The sequence below is a fragment of the Cylindrospermopsis raciborskii Cr2010 genome (genome assembly GCF_003367075.2).
Lineage (GTDB): Bacteria > Cyanobacteriota > Cyanobacteriia > Cyanobacteriales > Nostocaceae > Raphidiopsis > Raphidiopsis raciborskii.
In genome coordinates, this window is sequence record NZ_CP065936.1 from 1,255,332 (window position 1) to 1,275,227 (window position 19,896).

14 protein-coding genes and 1 CRISPR repeat array are annotated in these 19,896 nt (G+C 39.6%); of the genes, 10 read left to right on the plus strand and 4 right to left on the minus strand.

Features of this window, described 5'->3' with window-relative positions:
• Window positions 1-70 precede the first annotated feature (70 nt).
• Window positions 71-1,612: an amidohydrolase family protein gene (locus tag C6N34_RS05740; RefSeq protein ID WP_115538123.1), complete on the minus strand. Its 1,542-nt coding sequence runs from the start codon at window positions 1,610-1,612 to the stop codon at window positions 71-73.
• Between the two features lie 65 nt (window positions 1,613-1,677).
• The gene (locus C6N34_RS05745) at window positions 1,678-3,042 is read right to left on the minus strand and encodes an LLM class flavin-dependent oxidoreductase (protein ID WP_115538124.1); all 1,365 of its coding nucleotides are present in this window, start codon (window positions 3,040-3,042) and stop codon (window positions 1,678-1,680) included.
• 372 nt (window positions 3,043-3,414) lie between these two features.
• On the opposite strand from C6N34_RS05745, the gene C6N34_RS05750 reads away from it, so the two are divergent.
• From C6N34_RS05750 to C6N34_RS05780, 7 genes are all read left to right on the plus strand, one after another.
• On the plus strand, window positions 3,415-4,263 hold the full coding sequence (locus C6N34_RS05750; protein ID WP_006278112.1) for an ATP-binding cassette domain-containing protein: 849 nt from the start codon (window positions 3,415-3,417) through the stop codon (window positions 4,261-4,263).
• Window positions 4,220-5,074: an ABC transporter permease gene (locus tag C6N34_RS05755; RefSeq protein ID WP_407928746.1), complete on the plus strand. Its 855-nt coding sequence runs from the start codon at window positions 4,220-4,222 to the stop codon at window positions 5,072-5,074. The genes C6N34_RS05750 and C6N34_RS05755 overlap by 44 nt, the downstream gene beginning before the upstream one ends.
• Window positions 5,075-5,092: 18 nt before the next feature.
• Window positions 5,093-5,548 carry a MarR family winged helix-turn-helix transcriptional regulator gene (locus C6N34_RS05760; protein WP_071241770.1) on the plus strand — a complete coding sequence of 152 codons (456 nt, stop codon included), beginning with the start codon at window positions 5,093-5,095 and terminating at the stop codon, window positions 5,546-5,548.
• Window positions 5,517-6,758 (plus strand): MFS transporter, encoded by a 1,242-nt coding sequence (locus C6N34_RS05765; protein ID WP_057179150.1) that lies wholly within the window; start codon window positions 5,517-5,519, stop codon window positions 6,756-6,758. The genes C6N34_RS05760 and C6N34_RS05765 overlap by 32 nt, the downstream gene beginning before the upstream one ends.
• 14 nt (window positions 6,759-6,772) lie before the next feature.
• Window positions 6,773-8,059, plus strand: a complete 1,287-nt coding sequence (locus C6N34_RS05770; protein ID WP_071985359.1) for an MFS transporter — start codon at window positions 6,773-6,775, stop codon at window positions 8,057-8,059.
• 96 nt (window positions 8,060-8,155) lie between these two features.
• Window positions 8,156-9,601 carry an AAA family ATPase gene (locus tag C6N34_RS05775; protein WP_115538126.1) on the plus strand — a complete coding sequence of 482 codons (1,446 nt, stop codon included), beginning with the start codon at window positions 8,156-8,158 and terminating at the stop codon, window positions 9,599-9,601.
• A gap of 48 nt (window positions 9,602-9,649) precedes the next feature.
• Window positions 9,650-10,192, plus strand: coding sequence for a hypothetical protein (locus C6N34_RS05780; RefSeq protein ID WP_006278118.1), 543 nt, complete (start codon window positions 9,650-9,652; stop codon window positions 10,190-10,192).
• 336 nt (window positions 10,193-10,528) lie between these two features.
• Here the strand turns inward: C6N34_RS05780 and C6N34_RS05785 are convergent, their stop codons facing one another.
• Window positions 10,529-11,116, minus strand: coding sequence for a Crp/Fnr family transcriptional regulator (locus C6N34_RS05785; RefSeq protein WP_115538127.1), 588 nt, complete (start codon window positions 11,114-11,116; stop codon window positions 10,529-10,531).
• A 185-nt stretch (window positions 11,117-11,301) separates the two neighbouring features.
• Between C6N34_RS05785 and C6N34_RS05790 the strand changes: the two genes are divergently transcribed.
• On the plus strand, window positions 11,302-11,784 hold the full coding sequence (locus C6N34_RS05790) for an RrF2 family transcriptional regulator (RefSeq protein ID WP_115538128.1): 483 nt from the start codon (window positions 11,302-11,304) through the stop codon (window positions 11,782-11,784).
• A 1,004-nt stretch (window positions 11,785-12,788) separates the two neighbouring features.
• Window positions 12,789-14,681: a CRISPR direct-repeat array (repeat unit 36 nt; unit sequence ACCCGCTTCCCTCTGGGAAGTGGAATCAATGGAAAC).
• A 56-nt stretch (window positions 14,682-14,737) separates the two neighbouring features.
• Here C6N34_RS05790 and C6N34_RS05795 read toward each other — a convergent pair.
• Window positions 14,738-15,425 (minus strand): IS1 family transposase gene (locus tag C6N34_RS05795; protein WP_236107022.1). Its coding sequence is split into 2 segments (ribosomal slippage): window positions 14,738-15,160 and window positions 15,162-15,425, totalling 687 coding nucleotides; the frame shifts between segments, so codons are not numbered across the junction.
• A 29-nt stretch (window positions 15,426-15,454) separates the two neighbouring features.
• On the opposite strand from C6N34_RS05795, the gene C6N34_RS05800 reads away from it, so the two are divergent.
• Both C6N34_RS05800 and C6N34_RS05805 read left to right on the plus strand, forming a co-directional pair.
• Entirely contained in the window at window positions 15,455-17,785 is a 2,331-nt protein-coding gene (locus tag C6N34_RS05800) for a DUF1156 domain-containing protein (protein WP_181884002.1), read from the plus strand.
• Window positions 17,786-17,880: 95 nt separating this feature from the next.
• The gene (locus tag C6N34_RS05805) at window positions 17,881-19,893 is read left to right on the plus strand and encodes an SNF2-related protein (protein WP_115538289.1); all 2,013 of its coding nucleotides are present in this window, start codon (window positions 17,881-17,883) and stop codon (window positions 19,891-19,893) included.
• The last annotated feature ends 3 nt before the right edge of the window (window positions 19,894-19,896 follow it).

Sequence of the window (19,896 nt, forward strand, 5' to 3'; positions counted from 1 at the left end):
CAATAAAAATATCTCTGGCCAAAAGCCAGAGAGTTCTACCGTTCAACCCCCCAAATCATCAAAACCGTCTTTATACTGACACCAAATTTTGCTCCAGACTTTCTACCTTTAAAGACCTAGCTACCTTAGATTCAATTACCGTACCCTGGAAGAAATCGGGATTAGCTTCCGTATAGAACTTATAAGGATTACCAAACACATAGGCTTGGAAATCATCCTCAGAAAGCACACCCTCCTGAACCAAATCCCAGCTTTCCGCTAAAGGATCTGTTAAATCAGGCACATCCCAATGACCCACATCAGAAGAATAAATAGCGTTGATTTTTACATTTAAGGGATTAGCTCGATTATTGAATGCACTGGCAATAGTCCGGTCATCCGACTCGGAACCAAAGAAGAAACTGTTTACCCATCGATCGCGTATATCCTCAATAGATTCAATCCCCGCAGCAGCAAAATCTTCTAACTCACTGCCCACAGGGGAACGACTAAAACGAGTAAAAGAAGATCCCAAAACACTTCGAGTTAGCTCCTCTTTACTCAGAGAATATCCCTCCAGTAATTCTGCACCAAATTTCAAGAACAGCTCATACAACTCATGACTATTAGCCAGGTCCGGGTTATAGTTTTGTAACCCATTCAAACTACGCTTAGAAAAACGATCCACCAGATGAATATAAACATGAGCGCCCCAATCTGCTCCACCTTCTAACATCCCCACACGCAATTTAGGAAAACGCTTAGTTACACCACCAAAAAATAGGGCCTTAGCAAACGCCTGAGAACCATCAGCAAAATGACCAATATGGTTGTTCATATAATTACTGATGGAAGAACGACCTGTCCACCCCTGACTACCATAATGAGTAGTTACAGGTACTCCTAACTCAACCACCTTCGCCCAAAAAGGATCATAGTCATATTCACTGTCTATGCCATAAAAATCAATATAAGACGCATATCTGGCAATTTCCGGATATTCCTCAGCCGGATACTTATCCGCGATCGCCCGAATAGGTCTTTTCACACCACCAGGAATATTAGCCACCTTCAAACCCAGAGTTTTTACGGCAAATTCCAGTTCCTCAATCGCTTCTTGAGGGGTGTTCATGGGAATTCCCGCCACCACCGTCAGGCGATCGCTATATTTGCGATATAAATCGGCATGATAATGATTAATTGCCCGCTGTAGTGCTTGACGAGTATCATTACTAGCACCTGCGGGTGCTAAAACATTATTAGGGAAGAGTACGGAATAATCAGATCCTTGCTCTGCTTGGCGCTCATAAAACAATTCCGGCAAAGTATACGTAGCTAAATCTAAGGTATTGCGGGTTACTCTTGCCCACCAGGGAGAGCGAATAGTACGATAATATTGACGTTCTTCCTGTGTTTGTTCATACCAGTCTTTACCCTTAGCCTTAGAATTGAGGCGGGAAGATTCTGCTTTACGTAGTGAATCTACCAATCTTGATCCCCCATAGTTAGCAATATAATCTTCTAAAGCAGGGGTAAAATCATTGGTATGAACATCAGTATCGATTACAGGATAATTGAGCTTAGACTTAATCGCAGCGGAGCGAGAGCTTTTACGTTTGCTATATTCAGCCATATTTTCTCCTGAAACAAATTGGTTACAAACTGGTTAATAATTTATGAATAGCGGAAAAGACCTAACTAAGCCAAAACCAACGCTTGAGAATCTTTCTTAGCGGCAAATTGATTAGGTGGACGACGTAAACCCAGATTTTCGCGGAGGGTATTGCCCTCGTACTCAGTACGGAAGAGTCCGCGTTTCTGGAGAATAGGAACCACTAAATCAACAAAATCATCCAATCCGGTAGGAAGAATTGGCGGCATAATATTGAAGCCATCTGCAGCACCACTGTTAAACCACTCCTCTAATTGGTCAGCAATACTTTCAGGAGTGCCAATAATAGTGCGGTGTCCTCTAGCTGTTGCCAAAGCAAGATAAAGTTCACGCAGGGTCAAACTCCCTCGATGAGCTAAATCCTGAACCAATTTCAGACGACTCTTATTATTGTTTGTCTCACTGGGCAACTCAGGAGCAATATCATCCAGAGAATAACCAGACAAATCCACCCCCTTGTAATAGGTTTTTAAAATTCCCCAAGCCACATCCGGATGAATTAGCGACTGAATAAACTCATACTTCTCCTGAGCTTCTTCCTCCGTTCTCCCAATAACCGGAAAAGCACCGGGCATAATTTTCAGATCCTCAAAGGAACGTCCGTATTTTCCTAACCTACCCTTAATATCAGAGTAAAACTCCTGAGCATCACTCAAAGTTTGATTAGCAGTAAAAATCACCTCAGCAGTGCGAGCAGCTAACTCCCTTCCCGCTTCCGAAGCACCAGCTTGCACTATTACGGGATATCCCTGAGGAGGACGACCCACATTCAACGGACCCTTAACCGAAAAATATTTACCCTGATGATTGAGGATATGTAACTTATCCGGATCAAAGTAAATCCCCGATTCCCTGTCCCGAATAAACGCATCATCCTCCCAACTGTCCCACAAACCCTTAACTACCTCCACAAACTCTTCTGCTCGCTCATAACGCTGACTATGTTCCGGATGATATTCCAACCCAAAATTAGCCGCAGCATTTTCATTACCGGTAGTGACCACATTCCATCCTGCTCGACCATTACTTAAATAGTCTAAAGAAGCAAACTTCCTTGCCAAATTGTAAGGATCTTCATAAGTAGTAGAAGCAGTAGCAATAAAGCCAATATTCTTGGTTACCGATGATAAAGCGGAAAATAAAGTTACAGGCTCAAAATGAGCTAACTTACCATTCCGTTTTTGAGTTTCTGGTGTGCCACCCCATATTCCAGGGCTATCGGCTAAAAAAACCGCATCAAGCAGTCCCCTTTCCGCAGTTCGGGTTATTTCCCAATAGTGCAAAAAATTTAAACCAGCATCTATTTGCGCCTCTGGATGTCGCCAGGCAGAAACATGATGTCCAGTAGCCTGAATAAATGCACCTAAATGAAACCTACGCTTCTCACCCATCTGTCTATTTCCACTTATAAAAAGTTCACTATTTTAATGATGAATATACTCTTCTAACAAAGCTTAACAGCTATTTAATCTGAAGCCCTCATCACCATCAAACTAAATACCGGTAACTTGACCGAGTAAAAGTAGTTTACACCCAACCATCAAAAAAAAGATGTATCAGTCATCACATTTTATTAAAAACTAATAAAAAACTAATAATTAGACAACCTAACATTAAAATCCCCTAACTAAAAATAGGTTCCCAGGATTTGCACGCATTTTTAGAGAAATTTAGAAAACTTCTTGACTTATAACCACAACTATGATGTACTAACAGTTAGAAAAACTAAATATTAGTTCAGTAAAAAAAAGGCAGGTCTCCTCATGGTGGCTAAACTCACGGAAACGCCAGAATTAGTATCGGGTAACTTACCAGAAGTAATATTACAAACACTGGAACTCAGAAGATGTTTTGACAAATTTGTAGCAGTTGACGACCTAAGTATTTACGTTAAGTCAGGAGAGGTATTCGGTTTATTAGGTCCTAATGGAGCTGGTAAAAGCACAGTCATAAAAATCCTCACCACCCTATTACCTGCAAGTGGGGGTAAGGCCTACCTAAGCGGTTATGATGTGACTCGCCAACCTAATGCCATCAGGAGAGTAGTTGGCTACGTGCCACAAGCCCTATCAGCTGATGGCACCCTAACCGGCTATGAAAACCTATTAATATTTGCCAAAATCTATGATATACCTACTCGACATAGAAAACAGCGAATCAGAGAAATGTTAGAATTTATGGGATTAGAGAACGTAGCCCATCGAATGGTGAGAAACTATTCCGGGGGGATGATTCGCAAACTAGAAATTGCCCAAGCCATTCTCCACCAACCCCAGATTTTATTTCTGGATGAGCCAACCGTAGGATTAGATCCCGTAGCCAGGTCTCAAGTCTGGCAACTTATGGAACAGCTCCAGAAACAACATGGCACAACCATTTTTCTCACCACCCACTTTTTAGAAGAAGCAGACGCCCTTTGCGATCGCGTAGCCATTATGAACAGGGGTAAAGAAATTATCACTGGTTCCCCATCACAATTAAAAGCCTCCATCAACAAACCACAAGCCAGTTTAGACGACGTATTTATCCATTACGCAGGGAATCAACTAATATCAGGAGTTAGCTACAGTGAAACCGCTAGAACTAGACGTGCAACCCAACGCTTGGGATAATAGACCATCCATCCAACCAAACAGTATCTTACTAGGGATCAAAAACTTCCTCATCAAGACCCTAGTAATTGCCGAACTAGAAGTTAGAAAATTGCGTCACGACCCCAGTGATCTACTACTCAGAGCCGTACAACCTGCCTTATGGTTAGTCATTTTTGGACAAGTTTTTTCCCGAACCCGTGCTATTCCCACAGGTAATATAGCTTACCTAGACTTTATGACCCCGGGTATCCTAGCACAAAGTGGCCTATTTATGGCTATTTTTACGGGAGGTATGACCTTAATTTGGGAGAGGGATCTAGGAGTAGTGCATAAATTTTTAGCAGCGCCCATACCCCGTGCTGCCATAGTTTTAGGCAAGAGCCTAGCTTGCGGCGTCCGTTGTTGTTCTCAAGTAATAGTCATTTACCTTCTAGCCTTATTATTAGGAGTGAACTTAAATCATAGCTTTGTATCCTTACTACAAGTTATCCTAGTTGTTTTCTTGGGTGCTGGTTGTTTTTGCGCCTTCTCCTTGATTATTGGCTGCCTAGTTAGATCAAGAGAAAGATTTACTGGTATTGGACAATTGATTACCATGCCATTATTTTTTGCTAGTAACGCCATATACCCAATTTCCCTAATGCCCGATTGGTTAAAAATAATTTCCCACCTCAATCCCCTCACCTACCAGGTAGATGCTTTACGGGGAATCATGGTAGTCAACGGAACCACCAATTATGGACTTGAGTTAGATTGCGCAGTTCTTCTGTTAACATTAATAGGCTTAACCTTTATTTGTGGAAGACTTTATCCACGAGTAGTCATGTAACCAGGAGAAAAACATCCTATGTCCTTCGATAAACCCCCCCAAAAATGTGCAGCTAGGGTAATGGAAACCATTCCCCTATTAATGCGGTTTATTCGAAGTGACATGCGTAATCATAGTGCTGATTCCCTCACCATTCCCCAACTGCGATCGCTCGCCTTTCTCAAACGTAACCCGGGAACTTCCCTTTCCGCAGTAGCAGAGCATCTTGGTGTTACCTGTGCCACAGCTTCCACAACCATCGAAAGACTGGTACAACGCCATCTGGTACAAAGAACAGATCACCCCCAGGAAAGAAGAAAAATAGTATTAAATCTCACCACACAAGGAAAATCCCTCTTAGAAGAATCTCAGGAAAAAACTCGCCTTCATATTGCCGAAATTATTGAGAGCCTAACCTCGGAAGAACTATTACAAATTGAAACAAGTCTTACTTTGCTAAAAAATGTCTTTGAAAAAACCGAATCTAACCACTGACCATAGTAGCATCCATGACCCATTTGCTGCGCTAAGATTTAGAGACTACCGATTATTTACCATAGGAAGGATTCTGTTATTTACAGGTAACCAAATGCAAACAGTAGCCCTAGGTTGGGAACTGTATGAACGTACCAACTCCCCTCTAGCCCTAGGTATAGTAGGACTGGCACAAGTATTACCAGTTATATTATTAACCTTAATAGCTGGACACGTAGCGGACAAATATAATCGTCAACGCACCACTGTAGTAGCTAGCCTCCTTTTAGCTCTTTGTTCATTGGGATTAGGCATAATCTCTTATACACAGGCACCAGTATTTTTGATTTATATTTGCCTAGTCCTTACTGGTATAGCCAGAGCCTTCCTCAAACCTGCCAGCGATGCCATGATGTGGCAATTAATACCTCCACAAGTATTTACTAATGCTGCCACCTGGGTAAGTGGTAGCTTTCAACTAGCATCAGTAATTGGACCAGCTCTAGGTGGATTTGTTATTGCCATTTTTAATAGTGCCACCCAGGTGTATATACTCACATCAATTGCATCCCTATCATTTCTAATAGCTGTAGTAGCTATGAACCCACCAGAAGGAAATCTCAGTAAAGAGCCAATATCCCTGAGATCCTTAGCAGCGGGGGCAGAATTCATTTGGAAGAATCAAATTATATTAGCTGCTATTACACTAGATCTATTTGCTGTTTTATTTGGTGGTGCAGTAGCACTATTGCCAATATATGCCAAAGACATTTTAAAAGTAGGTCCAGTAGAACTCGGATATTTACAAGCAGCACCGGCCATAGGAGCATTAATTATGGGCGCGGTGCTGATACAACTTCCACCCATTACTAAAACCTGGTCTACCCTACTATGGTCGGTTTTTGGTTTTGGGGTCACAACCATTATTTTTGGCCTATCCAAATGGATGTGGTTATCCCTGCTCATGTTAGCTCTTGGTGGAGGATTAGATACTATTAGCGTAGTCATTCGCCACACCTTAGTACAACTAAAAACCCCGGAAGAATTAAGAGGTCGTGTGGCAGCCATTAATACAGTATTTATAACTGCATCAAATGAACTAGGAGCTTTTGAATCTGGACTAGTAGCTGCTCTAGTAGGACCCATACTTTGCGTAGTTGGTGGAGGAATAGGTACAATTTTAGTAGTTTTAGCAACTATGGTAATTTGGCCCGAACTAAACAAAACATAAGAGAGAGGATAATCATGACCCTTTGGCTAAAAACAAAGATATACCAGCATTTACCAGCATTTAAATCCCGAAACTTTCGACTTTTCTTTACAGGACAAACCATGTCCTTGTCAGGAACATTCATGACCCAGGTGACAATTTCTTGGGTAATCTATGACTTGACCAAATCCTCTTGGTTACTTGGGTTAACAGGATTTTTACAATTTTTGCCCACCGTACTCCTCACCCCATTTTCAGGAGTATTATGCGATCGCTGGAATCAGAAAAAGCTGCTCATACTGGTACAGATTTTAGGCCTAATGGTTTCCACCACCTTGACCACACTGACATTTTTAGGATTGATAAAAGTTTGGTTGCTAATAACAGTAGCCATTTTAGGAGGAATGTTAAAAGGTTTAGACATGCCTGTTCGTTATGCAATAGTGATTAATACCGTAGACGAACGTAACCACTTAGGAAATGCGATCGCCCTTTATTCTGCCATGTTGAGCAGTTCCCTATTAATTGGACCAGCTGTGGGTGGGATATTGCTGGCCAGCGTAGGAGCCAAATATTGTTTTTTATACGACAGTATAAGTTATATCATTGCCCTGATAACATTAGGTGCGATGAAACTGCGACCAAAGATAGTAGTAAAGGGGGGAAAGACCGCAAACACCTGGAAAAAATTACAAGAAGGATGGGAATACGTTTTTAAAAATCTAGCAATTCGGTCAATTCTAATATTATTAACCTTTCATGGTTTAGTAGGTATTTCCTACATGGCAATCCTCCCCGTATTTGCGGGATATATTCTTCAGGGTGATGGGGGTACAATGGGAATGTTGAGTGCAGCGAGTTCCATAGGTTCCCTCATGGCTTGTGTCTATTTAAGTTTGCGCCGTGAGGTATTAGGATTAGAGAAATTAATGGCCAGTTGTCCAATCGCTATTGGGTTTGGACTAATAGCCTTTGGTTTATCCAAAACGACCTGGCTATCATTATTAGTTTTAACAGTTATTGGTGGTAGTGGTATGTTGCAGGTTTCCTGTGGCAATACAATTATTCAAACACTAGTAGAAGATGATAAACGGGGTAGGGTAATGAGTTTATACTCCTTAGCCATAATTGGCACTTTACCCCTAGGTAACTTGATTGTTGGCAGTTTAGCACAAAACATAGGTGCCCCAAACACAGTTATTGGATGTGGCATTTTTTGTTTGTTAGAATCAATCTGGTTCAATCAACAATTACCTCTGCTTAGAGGTAAAATAAGAGAAACTTTAATTTTGTCTACTTCCACCTTAGAAACTGGAGCTTAGCAATCTTGTAGGGTCTCTCCTTTTTGCTAGATGCTAGGCTAGATGTGAGGTGTTTGAGTGAATTTGCAGTACATGTACTTACCCATTTAATTAATTATGAAAGTGGCAATTTCTAACTTAGGCAATATTCAAAAAGCAGAAATCGAATTAAGTCCGTTCACAGTATTTATTGGTAGAAGTGGTACTGGTAAAAGTTGGACTGCTTATACAATAGCTTCTATAGTGAGTAACTATGGTTTTAAGTCTTATCTACAAATATATGAGGACAAAATTAAACGGGAACAGTATAATTTAGAATATGATGTTTTGGAAGAAAGTATTCAGGAGTTTTTAGAATCGGGCAGTTGTCAGATAAATCTGGTCAACTTTGCACAGAAGTTTGCAGAAAAGTATGTTAATGATCTTGCTAAAATGTCCCCTAATTGGTTATCAAAATTTCTGGGAACATCCAGGCTAAATTTTAATAATCTGGAAGTTAAATTTTCTATTAATGAATTAAAACAAGACTTAGTAACCAGAATCAGGCAAATTTCATTTCAGCAAGAGATGAACTATGGGAACCAAGGGTTGAAAGTTTTTAAGCAACAGGATGAAGAAGAGATATATTTTTATCAGGTTTACGAGGGTAATAGAGATAGTTTAAAAGATAGCTTAAAACTTCCTCCATTACTAATCAGAGACTTATTTTTAAAAACTATACTGGGAATAATCCATGAATGTTTCTATGCTGATGTTCATATCTTTCCCACTGAAAGAACAGCATATATAGGATTTCCTTTTTCTGTGAATTTAAGCAAGCTGATGGAGCTAGAAATGGAGAAGACAATTTCACCAGAGGAACAAAAACCTATCATGGAAAACCTCATGAAATTCAAAAGATCAAAAAGATCGAGAAGTGGTATTATTGACAGTCTAACATCTGTCATAGCAAGTGCTGTAATAAAAACAGATCAAGAGAGAGATGAAGAAGCAGAAAAAGACCCACAGATAAAAAAATATATCGACTTGGCGAATTTTTTACAAGAAAATATTCTGTCTGGCCATGTTAAGTTTAATTCATCACCATTGGTAAATGAAATTATTTTTGAGCCAATCCCAGACGTGAAATTAGAAATGCACATTACCTCATCTATGATTAAAGAATTGACACCTCTGTACTTGTGCTTACGTTACTTGGCAAAACCTAATGAATTATTAGTGATTGATGAACCGGAAATGAATTTACATCCTGCAGCACAGGTGGAAATTACCGAGTTTTTGGCTATGCTGGTGAATGCAGGAATTAAAGTCCTAATTACCACTCACAGTCCCTATATAGTCAATCATATCTCTAATTTAATTAAAGCTGCCAACTATGAGAACAAAGATACCATAAAAGAAAAATTTTATTTGGAAAGAACCGATGCTTTTATTGCACAGAAAAATGTTTCAATATATTTATTTGAAGATGGAACAGCCAAAAACATATTGCATGAAAATGGGCAAATAGACTGGGATACTTTTGCCGATGTTTCTGACGATGTCGGTCATATTTTGTTCTAGTTATATTTTAGTAAAAGCGTTATTTTATTAGAAAGGTGTAATTTCCAGATGCTTTTTGACTATTTACTATTATCAGGTTGTTTACTGCCAAATAGATATAGCTATTCAGAAAATGGAGTTAAGATAGAATTGCAACCCCAGAGTGGCGAGTTAATTTTGTTGTTTCATATAGATGATCAATCAAATAGAGATTGTAAATTCAGAAGAGTTTTGGAATTGGATAATCAGGGTATGAAAATGTGTGATTTGATAGTATTTTACGCTAAGGATTCAACAAGAAATATATGTTTTATAGAATTAAAAGGTAGAGATATTGAAACCGCAATACAGCAGATAAATAATACATACAAGTACTTTCATGCCAAGCTAAATCAATCCAATGCATGTAATCTAGTGCCAGAGGTTAATACCAAAGCTTGTATTGTATCCAGAGCTTGTGTGCCAATAAAACCCCTAGATTCCTATACATCATATAAAGAATTGAAATATAACTTTGGAAAGGAAAACATTTCTATTAGTAAGTCTTCAAGTTTAGATAGGTTTTTACGAGGTTTAAATTATGAACCTAAAGGTAAAAAAAATAGGAAATAATCAAAGCCTATTTAAACAAAATATGTAAAATATAGCGATATGCGATTGAATGAGATACAAGCTGACGTGGTAAGCAGACGAGTTAACTAGAAAATTGGAATCTGGTCCCAAATACATCTCTTAGCAATAGAATATACTTTAAAACCACCTTAGAAACTGGAGCTTAGCAATCTTGTAGGTTGGGTTGAGGGACGAAACCCAACAAACTCCAATGTGGACTACAAGCAATTCACCAATGTCGCAGATTGGATTGAGGACCAACCATCTGGGATGATTATATGATTATAGGTGTAGACTTCTCTTAGGTTTTGGAACCACACTTGGGTAATTAGAACTCTAAATCTCATAGTACCAAATATCTTCTTGATGGACAATAATTCGATTAAGAGATTTTCTCTCAATGACTTTTTCCTGTTCTAATTGTCCTAGTAAGCGGGTGACAGTAACCCGAGTAGAACTGATCAACCCAGCCAAATCTTCATGAGTTAACCGCATATCAATTAAACGTCCTTGTTCTACCTGAGAACCGAATTTTCTCGACAACCACACTAATAATTGAATTAACATTGTTTCGACCTTTTTATTACCGCGAATTACCATTAATTCCTCTGCTTGCTCAATGTGCTTAAGCCAATCAGTTTTTGATTGATTCCAGTCCTGGGCAAATACCAAGCTTGCTTCTACGTTAGTTAAACATTGTGCTTGATAAGGTTTTATTCTTGTCAGGGACTGACCGACTATATCCCCCGCACCCCATAACCCCAGTGCTATCATTGTTCCATCTTCCAAATATGTATTAGTCATAACAAAACCGCTATTTATTTGCCAAAGATGACTATTATCTAATGGTAAAAGCGATCGCCGAGTAAAGTACCTTTGATGATCGTTAGCAGATAATTGACTTAAATCTGTAGATGATGGCATTATTACTTATATTACAATTAGTCGATTGAGTAATCGTAGTATATATTAAATTAGGATCCAAAAGATAGATTTTTAGTTTTTTTGCGCTGGGTAGACAAAAATACTAAAACCCGATAGAGTTATGATATTTTAGTATCATCAATAAGAAAGCAACTAGTTTCGCATAAACACCCATAGACAAATCAATGAACAATAGTATTTTAAACAACGATGAAAATAGTCAAAGTTACGGACTTTTAGAACTGTCTGCCAAAGTAGAGTACGCACTGTTAGCGCTATTAGAGCTAGCTATTAATCACGGGAAGAAAGTTACTCTAACGATCAGCGACATTGCAGCCAAACAACCAATACCAGAGCGTTACTTAGAGCAGATTCTCACCCAATTACGACGTGCGGGAGTAGTGCAAAGCCAGCGGGGGTCAAAAGGGGGTTTTTTGTTGGTGCGTGAACCTTGGGAGATAAGCTTGCTAGAGATAGTTTCTTTGATAGAAGGGGAGAGGAATGAAAAGAGAAATGCCAACGTTTTGACCATAGAGAAAACCCTAGTGTGGGAAATTTGGGAGCGGGCCAACACAGCTTCAGTAGAAGTGCTAGGTCGCTACACCTTGCAGGACTTGTGTCAAGAAAGGGAAATAAGATCACAAGAAAATCCTATGTACTATATTTAGACTATACAAAACAAGTATAATAATATATACCATAGATAAGAATAAACGTATCAATTGTTTATAAGGGCTGCAATATGATAAGGTACGCGGGTATATTGATATCCTCAATTGGAATTAACTGCGGATCGCATCACAGTGTAATCTAGGTTGGATTTTCTCAACCCAAGGTGAGTTTAACCATGAGTTAGGGGTAATTCTTCCCGTGGGTTTGTTGGGTTTCGTATTAAACTCAACCTTGTATATTCAGAGAAGTGGTAGGCCATCCCAAAGTGGGTCTGGACACCAGTCAGAGTAAGGGACTAAAAGCGATCGCATCTTACAGGTTACTATTGTAACATTTGTCCTAGTACAGTGTTTTTTTGCAGATGGGCGATTGCGAAGCACTCCTCATAGGCGATCGCTCTTACACAGTCTGTTTTCTAGACTTTACCATTTTGCTAATGTTTTAAGTTGCTATATTTATATATAGATTTTGTGGTATACTGGTGTGCTAGTAATCCACTATAAACTTTATACTTGATGCCTATTGGGTATTTTGAATCTCATGCGATCGCCAGTAGTAGTGTTAATAAAAACAGTGGTTCGGATAGTTTTTTCATCTCATCTAGAACCTGGCTGGATTTGTTCTCTAAAATCTCTAATAAACGACTGACATTAGAAAATTTAAATGTTACATTATATTGTTGGTTCTACAATATTGACTATTATTCTATAAATCCTCTATAATAGGGGAATTCCAGGATTTATTTTAAATTTTATTAACCAAGTATATTTAAAAAGTAAAGTAATACAAATGACACTAAAACTAGTAATTAACGAAGGAACTGCGAAGGTCAAGAAAAAACGCTGGAATGCCTATTATTTCGTCGGGAACCTCGCAGCCTTGTGGGGTAAGGGTTTCAGCCATTATTTTGAGGGTAGTGGAGGTGAAAAAGAGAGAAATTTTGCTGACCTTCGCAAAGTGGGTCTAGACACCAGTCAGGGCAAGGGCTTAAAATGGAGGGACCCGCTTCCCTCTGGGAAGTGGAATCAATGGAAACTTTCGGCATAAGTTGGCGATACGATGGGTATGTACCCTCACCCGCTTCCCTCTGGGAAGTGGAATCAATGGAAACCCAATTACTTTTTTTCCATGGGGAACGGTGCAAGACTAACCCGCTTCCCTCTGGGAAGTGGAATCAATGGAAACATCGAAGTTTAGTTGATCAGAGAGCAACCAAACGTGGACTCCACCAACCCGCTTCCCTCTGGGAAGTGGAATCAATGGAAACAAGACTTCGACTTCAACGAAACGGAACTTTCGTCCCTTGGACCCGCTTCCCTCTGGGAAGTGGAATCAATGGAAACGCTTAACAATTTGTGGACACAGTTTAGGTGGGGCTTTAACCCGCTTCCCTCTGGGAAGTGGAATCAATGGAAACCGAAATAACAAGCTCTTCTTTTTTGCTAAACATAACCCCAAACCCGCTTCCCTCTGGGAAGTGGAATCAATGGAAACCTTAACACAGACCAGACTAGACTTGACTTGACTTGACAACCCGCTTCCCTCTGGGAAGTGGAATCAATGGAAACTTCAAATAGAATGTCTCTCAGTCCTGCATCTAATAAACCCGCTTCCCTCTGGGAAGTGGAATCAATGGAAACTTATTTACTACACCACTATAAAAGTGGTGGTGAAAACACCCGCTTCCCTCTGGGAAGTGGAATCAATGGAAACATAAAAAAACCACATCAGAAATTTGTTTTTGCGTCAACCCGCTTCCCTCTGGGAAGTGGAATCAATGGAAACAAAAAATTTGTCAACTACTCGTATACTGAAAATTACCCGCTTCCCTCTGGGAAGTGGAATCAATGGAAACTATTTTTTAAACTTTATTATGGAAAGGATCAGTTAGCACCCGCTTCCCTCTGGGAAGTGGAATCAATGGAAACTTTAGTTCCAGCAAAGTATGTTAGGGAACTAGTAAGCGACCCGCTTCCCTCTGGGAAGTGGAATCAATGGAAACCACCCCTACCCCTTGCTTTACCTCTTACCCTTATTTTTGACCCGCTTCCCTCTGGGAAGTGGAATCAATGGAAACTTCCCACTTTTGGGTGGGGGCCCGGTAAGTTTGTGTCACCCGCTTCCCTCTGGGAAGTGGAATCAATGGAAACAGTGATATTACAGATACATAAATTGTAGAAGCGGTTGACCCGCTTCCCTCTGGGAAGTGGAATCAATGGAAACCCCTACGGAAACTACAGGTACATAAGGACAATAGAAACCCGCTTCCCTCTGGGAAGTGGAATCAATGGAAACTTTCCTCTGCACCCGCAAGAAAGAGAAAGGAGAAAGAACCCGCTTCCCTCTGGGAAGTGGAATCAATGGAAACTCCATAGCCTTAATCTCCTGTTAAATTCAACTTACAACCCGCTTCCCTCTGGGAAGTGGAATCAATGGAAACTTGTTTCCAGGGTACGCTCAAACTGATTACCTTTAACCCGCTTCCCTCTGGGAAGTGGAATCAATGGAAACTTCATGAACAAACAGTAAACCAGGAGTGGTTTGCTAAATTAGAAGAGGACCCGCTTCCCTCTGGGAAGTGGAATCAATGGAAACAGGTTCAGAGCGGCCTTCTTTAAGTTCTTTTAAAGCTACCCGCTTCCCTCTGGGAAGTGGAATCAATGGAAACGTGACAACCCTCTTGAGGGATGTCGGGATTGGGAGGCAGTACCCGCTTCCCTCTGGGAAGTGGAATCAATGGAAACAAAAGTCATTAATCCTGAAGACGCTAATTTACTAAATACCCGCTTCCCTCTGGGAAGTGGAATCAATGGAAACTCAGCATATGACTGAGTCGTATACTGACTCAGGTCAAAAAACCCGCTTCCCTCTGGGAAGTGGAATCAATGGAAACTTTATAGGGATAGGAGTAATATATCCCAAATTGGCGTTGCATATTTGCGGGATGAATCAACTAAACGCGGGTATTACTTCATACTTTAAATAGTGAAGTAATAATTTAATTGAATACCTAAGCATATCTACAGATTTTGAATAGCATAGCGTTTTTCTATGTAGTCGCGCTAAGTAGTGACGTAAACGTGTATTTTCACCCTCTACCCTAGTCATATATGTTTTGCTCACAATATGATCCTCTGGCTGAATAAAACTCGGATAAACCCTCCACCCATCAGTAACATAAAAAAAGCATTGCCAGAGTTTAACGATGTCCCACAAAGGTTGAAATGCTTGTGAGCTGTGGTCTCCCACAACCCAAGCCAGGATATTTTTACGGAAGTGATTTACTGCTGTCCACAACCATATTTTGTTTTTTTTTGATCCCACAAAGGTCTCCAACTCATCAAGCTCACCTACCAAGGGTGTTTCCTGGTGGAGCATCTGGAAGTATGGAACCAATTTGTTTTAGCCAGTAAATAATAGTTGTATGATGAACGCCTTTATCGCGTTCAATTGCTCTAAATCCCATACCGTTAACATAAGAGCGCAGGCAACTTTGTTTAACTTCTTCTGAATAGCCTTTAGGTGGACTATAGACATCGATAAATTGACGACCACAATCAACACAAATGTGATTTTGTTTACCTCGACGTTTGCCATTCTTTCTGATTTTGGAAGACCCGCAGTTTGGACAATGCACAGTAGATTACCTCAATTCATACCTCTATTATGCAACGCCTATGGGCCCACACGGTTGTTTGTCCCCATTGTCAGTCTGTTATTCCTTTAAGTCCTAATTGGTGGTTAAGTAAAACTAGTAATTATGGTGGTAAAGGACAAGCACGAAAAGTGACTAGTGATTGGTATGCAGTAAAACCGATTGGTAATGGTGAGAATAAGCGGGTTGATTTTGAATTAATAAGGGGAAAAAAGGGGAAGGGGACGACGATTGCAACAGATGATGGGGAATATGATCCGGATACTACAACTACTATTGGAAGGGGGGTGGGTAAGTGTGTTAATTGTGGGAATATAATTGAGGATGATTTTATTAAAAGGCAAGCTCAAGGTGAAGGTTTAGGCTATCAATTATATGCGGTAGCTTATAAAAAGGGAAAGGGAAGTCTGGAGTTTAGAATACCAAATGATTTAGATATTATGGGGGTGAAAAAAGCTGAAAATTACATAGAACATGAAATTGAAGACTGGAAGATTAAAGGATTTTTTCCGGATGTAGAAGTGACAGATGGTCAAGAAACTCATAGGTTATTTGCCATGGGTATTAATGATTGGAGTAAGTTTTTTAATCCCAGGCAACTGGTGACGCTAGTAACATATTTAGAAATTATAAATGAAGCGAAAAATCTGATTCAATCTGAATATGAATGGGAGAAATCACAAGCTATATCAACTTATTTGGCTTTGGTTTTGGATAGATGTGTTGATGAAAACTGTAGATTAGGACGTTGGAATCCCCCCAGAGCAGGTTCTGAAGGCGCATCATCCCAACATGCACTTAACTTGATGTGGAATTATCCAGAAAGAGCTGGTGATGGTCAATTGTGGCGATCATGTGCTGATGTTTTTGCCTCAGACTATAAAAGTCTTTGTTCATTATTAGGAAAAAATGTGGGAAAGACAGAAAAGTATGATATTCCCATAGATAAGAAATCAATTCAAATAGAGTCAGCATCAGCGGATAACTTAACACATATTGCTGATAAATCAGTACATGCAATAATTACCGACCCTCCTTATTATTCAACCATTCAATATGCGGAACTAGCAGACTTTTTCTATGTGTGGCTAAAACGCAGTCTAGGAGATATATTCCCCGAACTTTTCTATCTGGAACTAACAGATAAAGAAAGAGAAGCTGTCGCTAATCCTTCCCGGTTTAGGAATATGGGAATATCCCCAGAAATCCTAGCGAATCAAGACTATGAGGCAAAAATGTCCATGGCTTTTGCTGAATACCACCGGGTTTTGCGTGATGATGGAGTGATGACTGTTCAATTCAATCATAAAGATTCTGGTGCTTGGGATATTTTAGCCAAGTCTCTGATGGATGCTGGTTTTGAAATTACAGCTTCCTGGGCGGTTAGTACAGAAAATCCTCAAAATCTCCACCAGGCTCAAAAAAATGCGGTTTCTAGCACCGTTCTATTAGTGTGTCGTAAACGTTATCCCCATGCTGAACAAGGTTGGTGGGATGATGTGCGTCTGGAATTACGTAATACTATCTTGAGTAAAGCTCCAGAAATTGAACGCTCCCTAACTGCAGATTCTAGACCTGCACCGGATAGGGTGGAAGACCCCCGTCAAAGAATTAAGCCTCCGGGTATTGATTTATGTTTGACAGCTTATGGTAGTGCTTTAAGTGTGTTTACCCGTTATAGTTCTATATTGGATAGTACAGGAATTAAAGTAGAGCCTAAAGCAGCTTTTGAAGAAGTGCGTCAAGCTATAGTATCATACCGATTAGAAAGGTTGTTGGCGGGGAAGGATTTTCATGGGGTGGATACTTTGACTCAATGGTATATTCTGGCTTGGGATACTTTTGAAGCGCGAGAATTTCCTTTTGATGAAGCTAGACAATTGGCTTTGGCTGTGGGGGGTTTTGATGTTTCTGATTTGGTGAAAAAATATAAGTTGTTGGATTCTGCTAGTGGTTTTTGTAAGCTGTTAACTCCAGAACAAAGGTTGAAGAAACGGGCTTTTTCTGTAGTAGATAGGGAGTTTTCTGGTGTGAATTTGGTAGATGGAATTCATGCTATAATTTGCATTTATCAAATAGAACAAAAAATAGAGTTTGTCAGAAGGTTTTTAAAAAATACTGAGTTGGTGAGTATGGATGCTTTTATGAAAACTTTTGAGTTGGTTTTGAAGGTGATTCCTCAGATAAAGGATGAAAGAAAACGAATTATAGAGGAGAAGGTGTTATTGGATTTATGGTTGGCTATGGATGAGATAAAGGCGAAGGTGTCTTATGAACAAATGGAGTTGCCATTTAATCTATCTGGAACAAGTGATGGGCCAACTCAAATACCTCTATTTTAGGTGTGATGGAGGTTTTTAAAAACTGTTTTGGTCTGTGGTTGGAGCTATGGGTTATTTTTTTGGGGGAGATCTATTTATAAAAGGGTTTAGGATTTGTGAAAAGTCTACGGAATAAGTCTTGGAAAATCAGTTATTCTAGCAATGGTGACAATACAATTGCTGATTTCTATATTCCTGCTCTATCTGCTGCTGTTGAATATGATAGAAAGTCGGGTTTTTTTAGTAGTTACATACTGAGTAGGGTGGCTAGGGGTTTGGGAACAATGGTTGATAATGGGGGTAAAATGCGTCTGATTATGGGATGTGAGTTTACTTCACAAGATTTGGAAGCTATCCAAAAAGGATATTCCTTGCGTGACGCTTTATGGGAGCGTTTGGATGCTAGTTTTACTCCCCCAGAAAATTTCGCTCAGTTAAAACACTTAGAAATTCTCAGTTGGTTAATTGCTAATGAATGTCTGGATATAAAAATAGCTGTTCCTCTCAAACAAAATGGTTTACCTGATGTAGAACAGTTAGATTCCAAACATATTTTTCATGAGAAGGTGGGGATTTTTACTGATATTAATGGTGATAAATTGGTGTTTAATGGGTCGAATAATGAGTCTATTGGGGGATGGGAAAAAAATGTTGAGTCGTTTCATGTGTATTGTTCTTGGGAGGGAGGAAGGGATCTAGATAGAGTGGAGGAGGAGGTTTGTCGTTTTGAGCAACTTTGGTTTGATATTTGCCCTAATGTGCGGATCTTTGATATTCCGGATGCGGTGCGAGAAAGATTACTGCGCTATACTCCTATTTGCCAACCTACTGGTGACCTAGATTTTGATTGTGTTCCAGAGGATGACTTTTCACAGATGCTACACCACCAAAAAGATATGGTAGGTGTGAGTGAAGCACGGGTTGAACAAACTCCATTTATTACGGAAGAGGAAAAACAGTGTTTCAGGGAGTTAACAAATATAGACCAAAATGCAGGGTGTTTAGATTACTGTCTCAAATCTATACCTATTTCTCCCTGGCCACATCAAATTAAAATATTACGCCGGGTGGGAGAAACCTTTCCTACAAGTTATTTAATTGCGGATGAGGTGGGGTTGGGTAAAACTATTGAAACAGGGTTGATTATACGTTATCTATTGTTGACAAAGAAAATAGAACGTGTCCTAATTTTGAGTCCTGCTAGTGTACAGTCACAATGGCAAAAAGCATTGAGGGAGAATTTTAATCTACATTTTTGGAGTTACACCCAAAGTTCCTTAACTGTTGAAAGTGAATTTTTAATGAAAAGGAGTGAAAGGGGTAAACAGGGGGTTTGTGGGAATCCTTGGAATGCTGAGAATTTAATACTTGCTTCTTCTCATTTAGTGAGAAGAGCTGACCGAATAGAGCAACTTTTGGCAGCTGATTGTTGGGATCTGGTGATTCTGGATGAAGCTCATCATGCTAGAAGAAAAAGTCCCCAAAATAGAAAGGAAACTCCTAATCTGCTTTTAAGGTTGATGCAAAGGTTAAGAGAAAAGACTCAAGCCTTAATATTGCTGTCTGCTACTCCTATGCAAATTGATGTGATAGAGATTTTTGATTTACTGAATCTTTTAGGATTAGAGGGTCATTGGAGTTACAGTGATAATTTTTGTTATTATTTCGAAAGTCTGAATCAATGTTCAGCTCTGTCCATTAAACCAGAGTTAATAGATTTTTGGCAGCTGATGTGTGGGGACTATTTTCAAAAAGGGGGAAAACCTTGCCCTAATTTACAGCAATTACTTTTACAACAAGATAAACTGTTAGCTTATAGAATTCAGGATACTTGGCACAAATCCCAGAAAATATTGAATTATAAAAAAATCCTGGGGGATGAGTCGTTTTTGAATGGTTCTCGGCAATTTTTAACTACTAATACTCCTTTAAAGGATTTAATGTTTCGTCATACTCGTGAGACTTTAAGGCAATATTATAAAAGAGGTTTATTAAAACGGGATATACCTAAAAGAATCGTGCAAGATAATGCTATTGCCCTGGAACCATTCAGTGAAATTCCCCTGTATATAGCTGTTAGTGATTACGCTCGTCATTTTTATAAGTTACAGCAATTTTCATGTAGTTAAACT

What these genes read in the sequence shown, in the direction of transcription:
- C6N34_RS05740 (WP_115538123.1), bottom strand. Translation starts at nt 1,612, where the DNA reads ATGGCTGAATATAGCAAACGTAAAAGCTCTCGCTCCGCTGCGATTAAG.
- C6N34_RS05745 (WP_115538124.1), bottom strand. Translation starts at nt 3,042, where the DNA reads ATGGGTGAGAAGCGTAGGTTTCATTTAGGTGCATTTATTCAGGCTACT.
- C6N34_RS05750 (WP_006278112.1), top strand. Translation starts at nt 3,415, where the DNA reads ATGGTGGCTAAACTCACGGAAACGCCAGAATTAGTATCGGGTAACTTA.
- C6N34_RS05760 (WP_071241770.1), top strand. Translation starts at nt 5,093, where the DNA reads ATGTCCTTCGATAAACCCCCCCAAAAATGTGCAGCTAGGGTAATGGAA.
- C6N34_RS05765 (WP_057179150.1), top strand. Translation starts at nt 5,517, where the DNA reads ATGTCTTTGAAAAAACCGAATCTAACCACTGACCATAGTAGCATCCAT.
- C6N34_RS05770 (WP_071985359.1), top strand. Translation starts at nt 6,773, where the DNA reads ATGACCCTTTGGCTAAAAACAAAGATATACCAGCATTTACCAGCATTT.
- C6N34_RS05775 (WP_115538126.1), top strand. Translation starts at nt 8,156, where the DNA reads ATGAAAGTGGCAATTTCTAACTTAGGCAATATTCAAAAAGCAGAAATC.
- C6N34_RS05780 (WP_006278118.1), top strand. Translation starts at nt 9,650, where the DNA reads ATGCTTTTTGACTATTTACTATTATCAGGTTGTTTACTGCCAAATAGA.
- C6N34_RS05785 (WP_115538127.1), bottom strand. Translation starts at nt 11,116, where the DNA reads ATGCCATCATCTACAGATTTAAGTCAATTATCTGCTAACGATCATCAA.
- C6N34_RS05790 (WP_115538128.1), top strand. Translation starts at nt 11,302, where the DNA reads ATGAACAATAGTATTTTAAACAACGATGAAAATAGTCAAAGTTACGGA.
- C6N34_RS05800 (WP_181884002.1), top strand. Translation starts at nt 15,455, where the DNA reads ATGCAACGCCTATGGGCCCACACGGTTGTTTGTCCCCATTGTCAGTCT.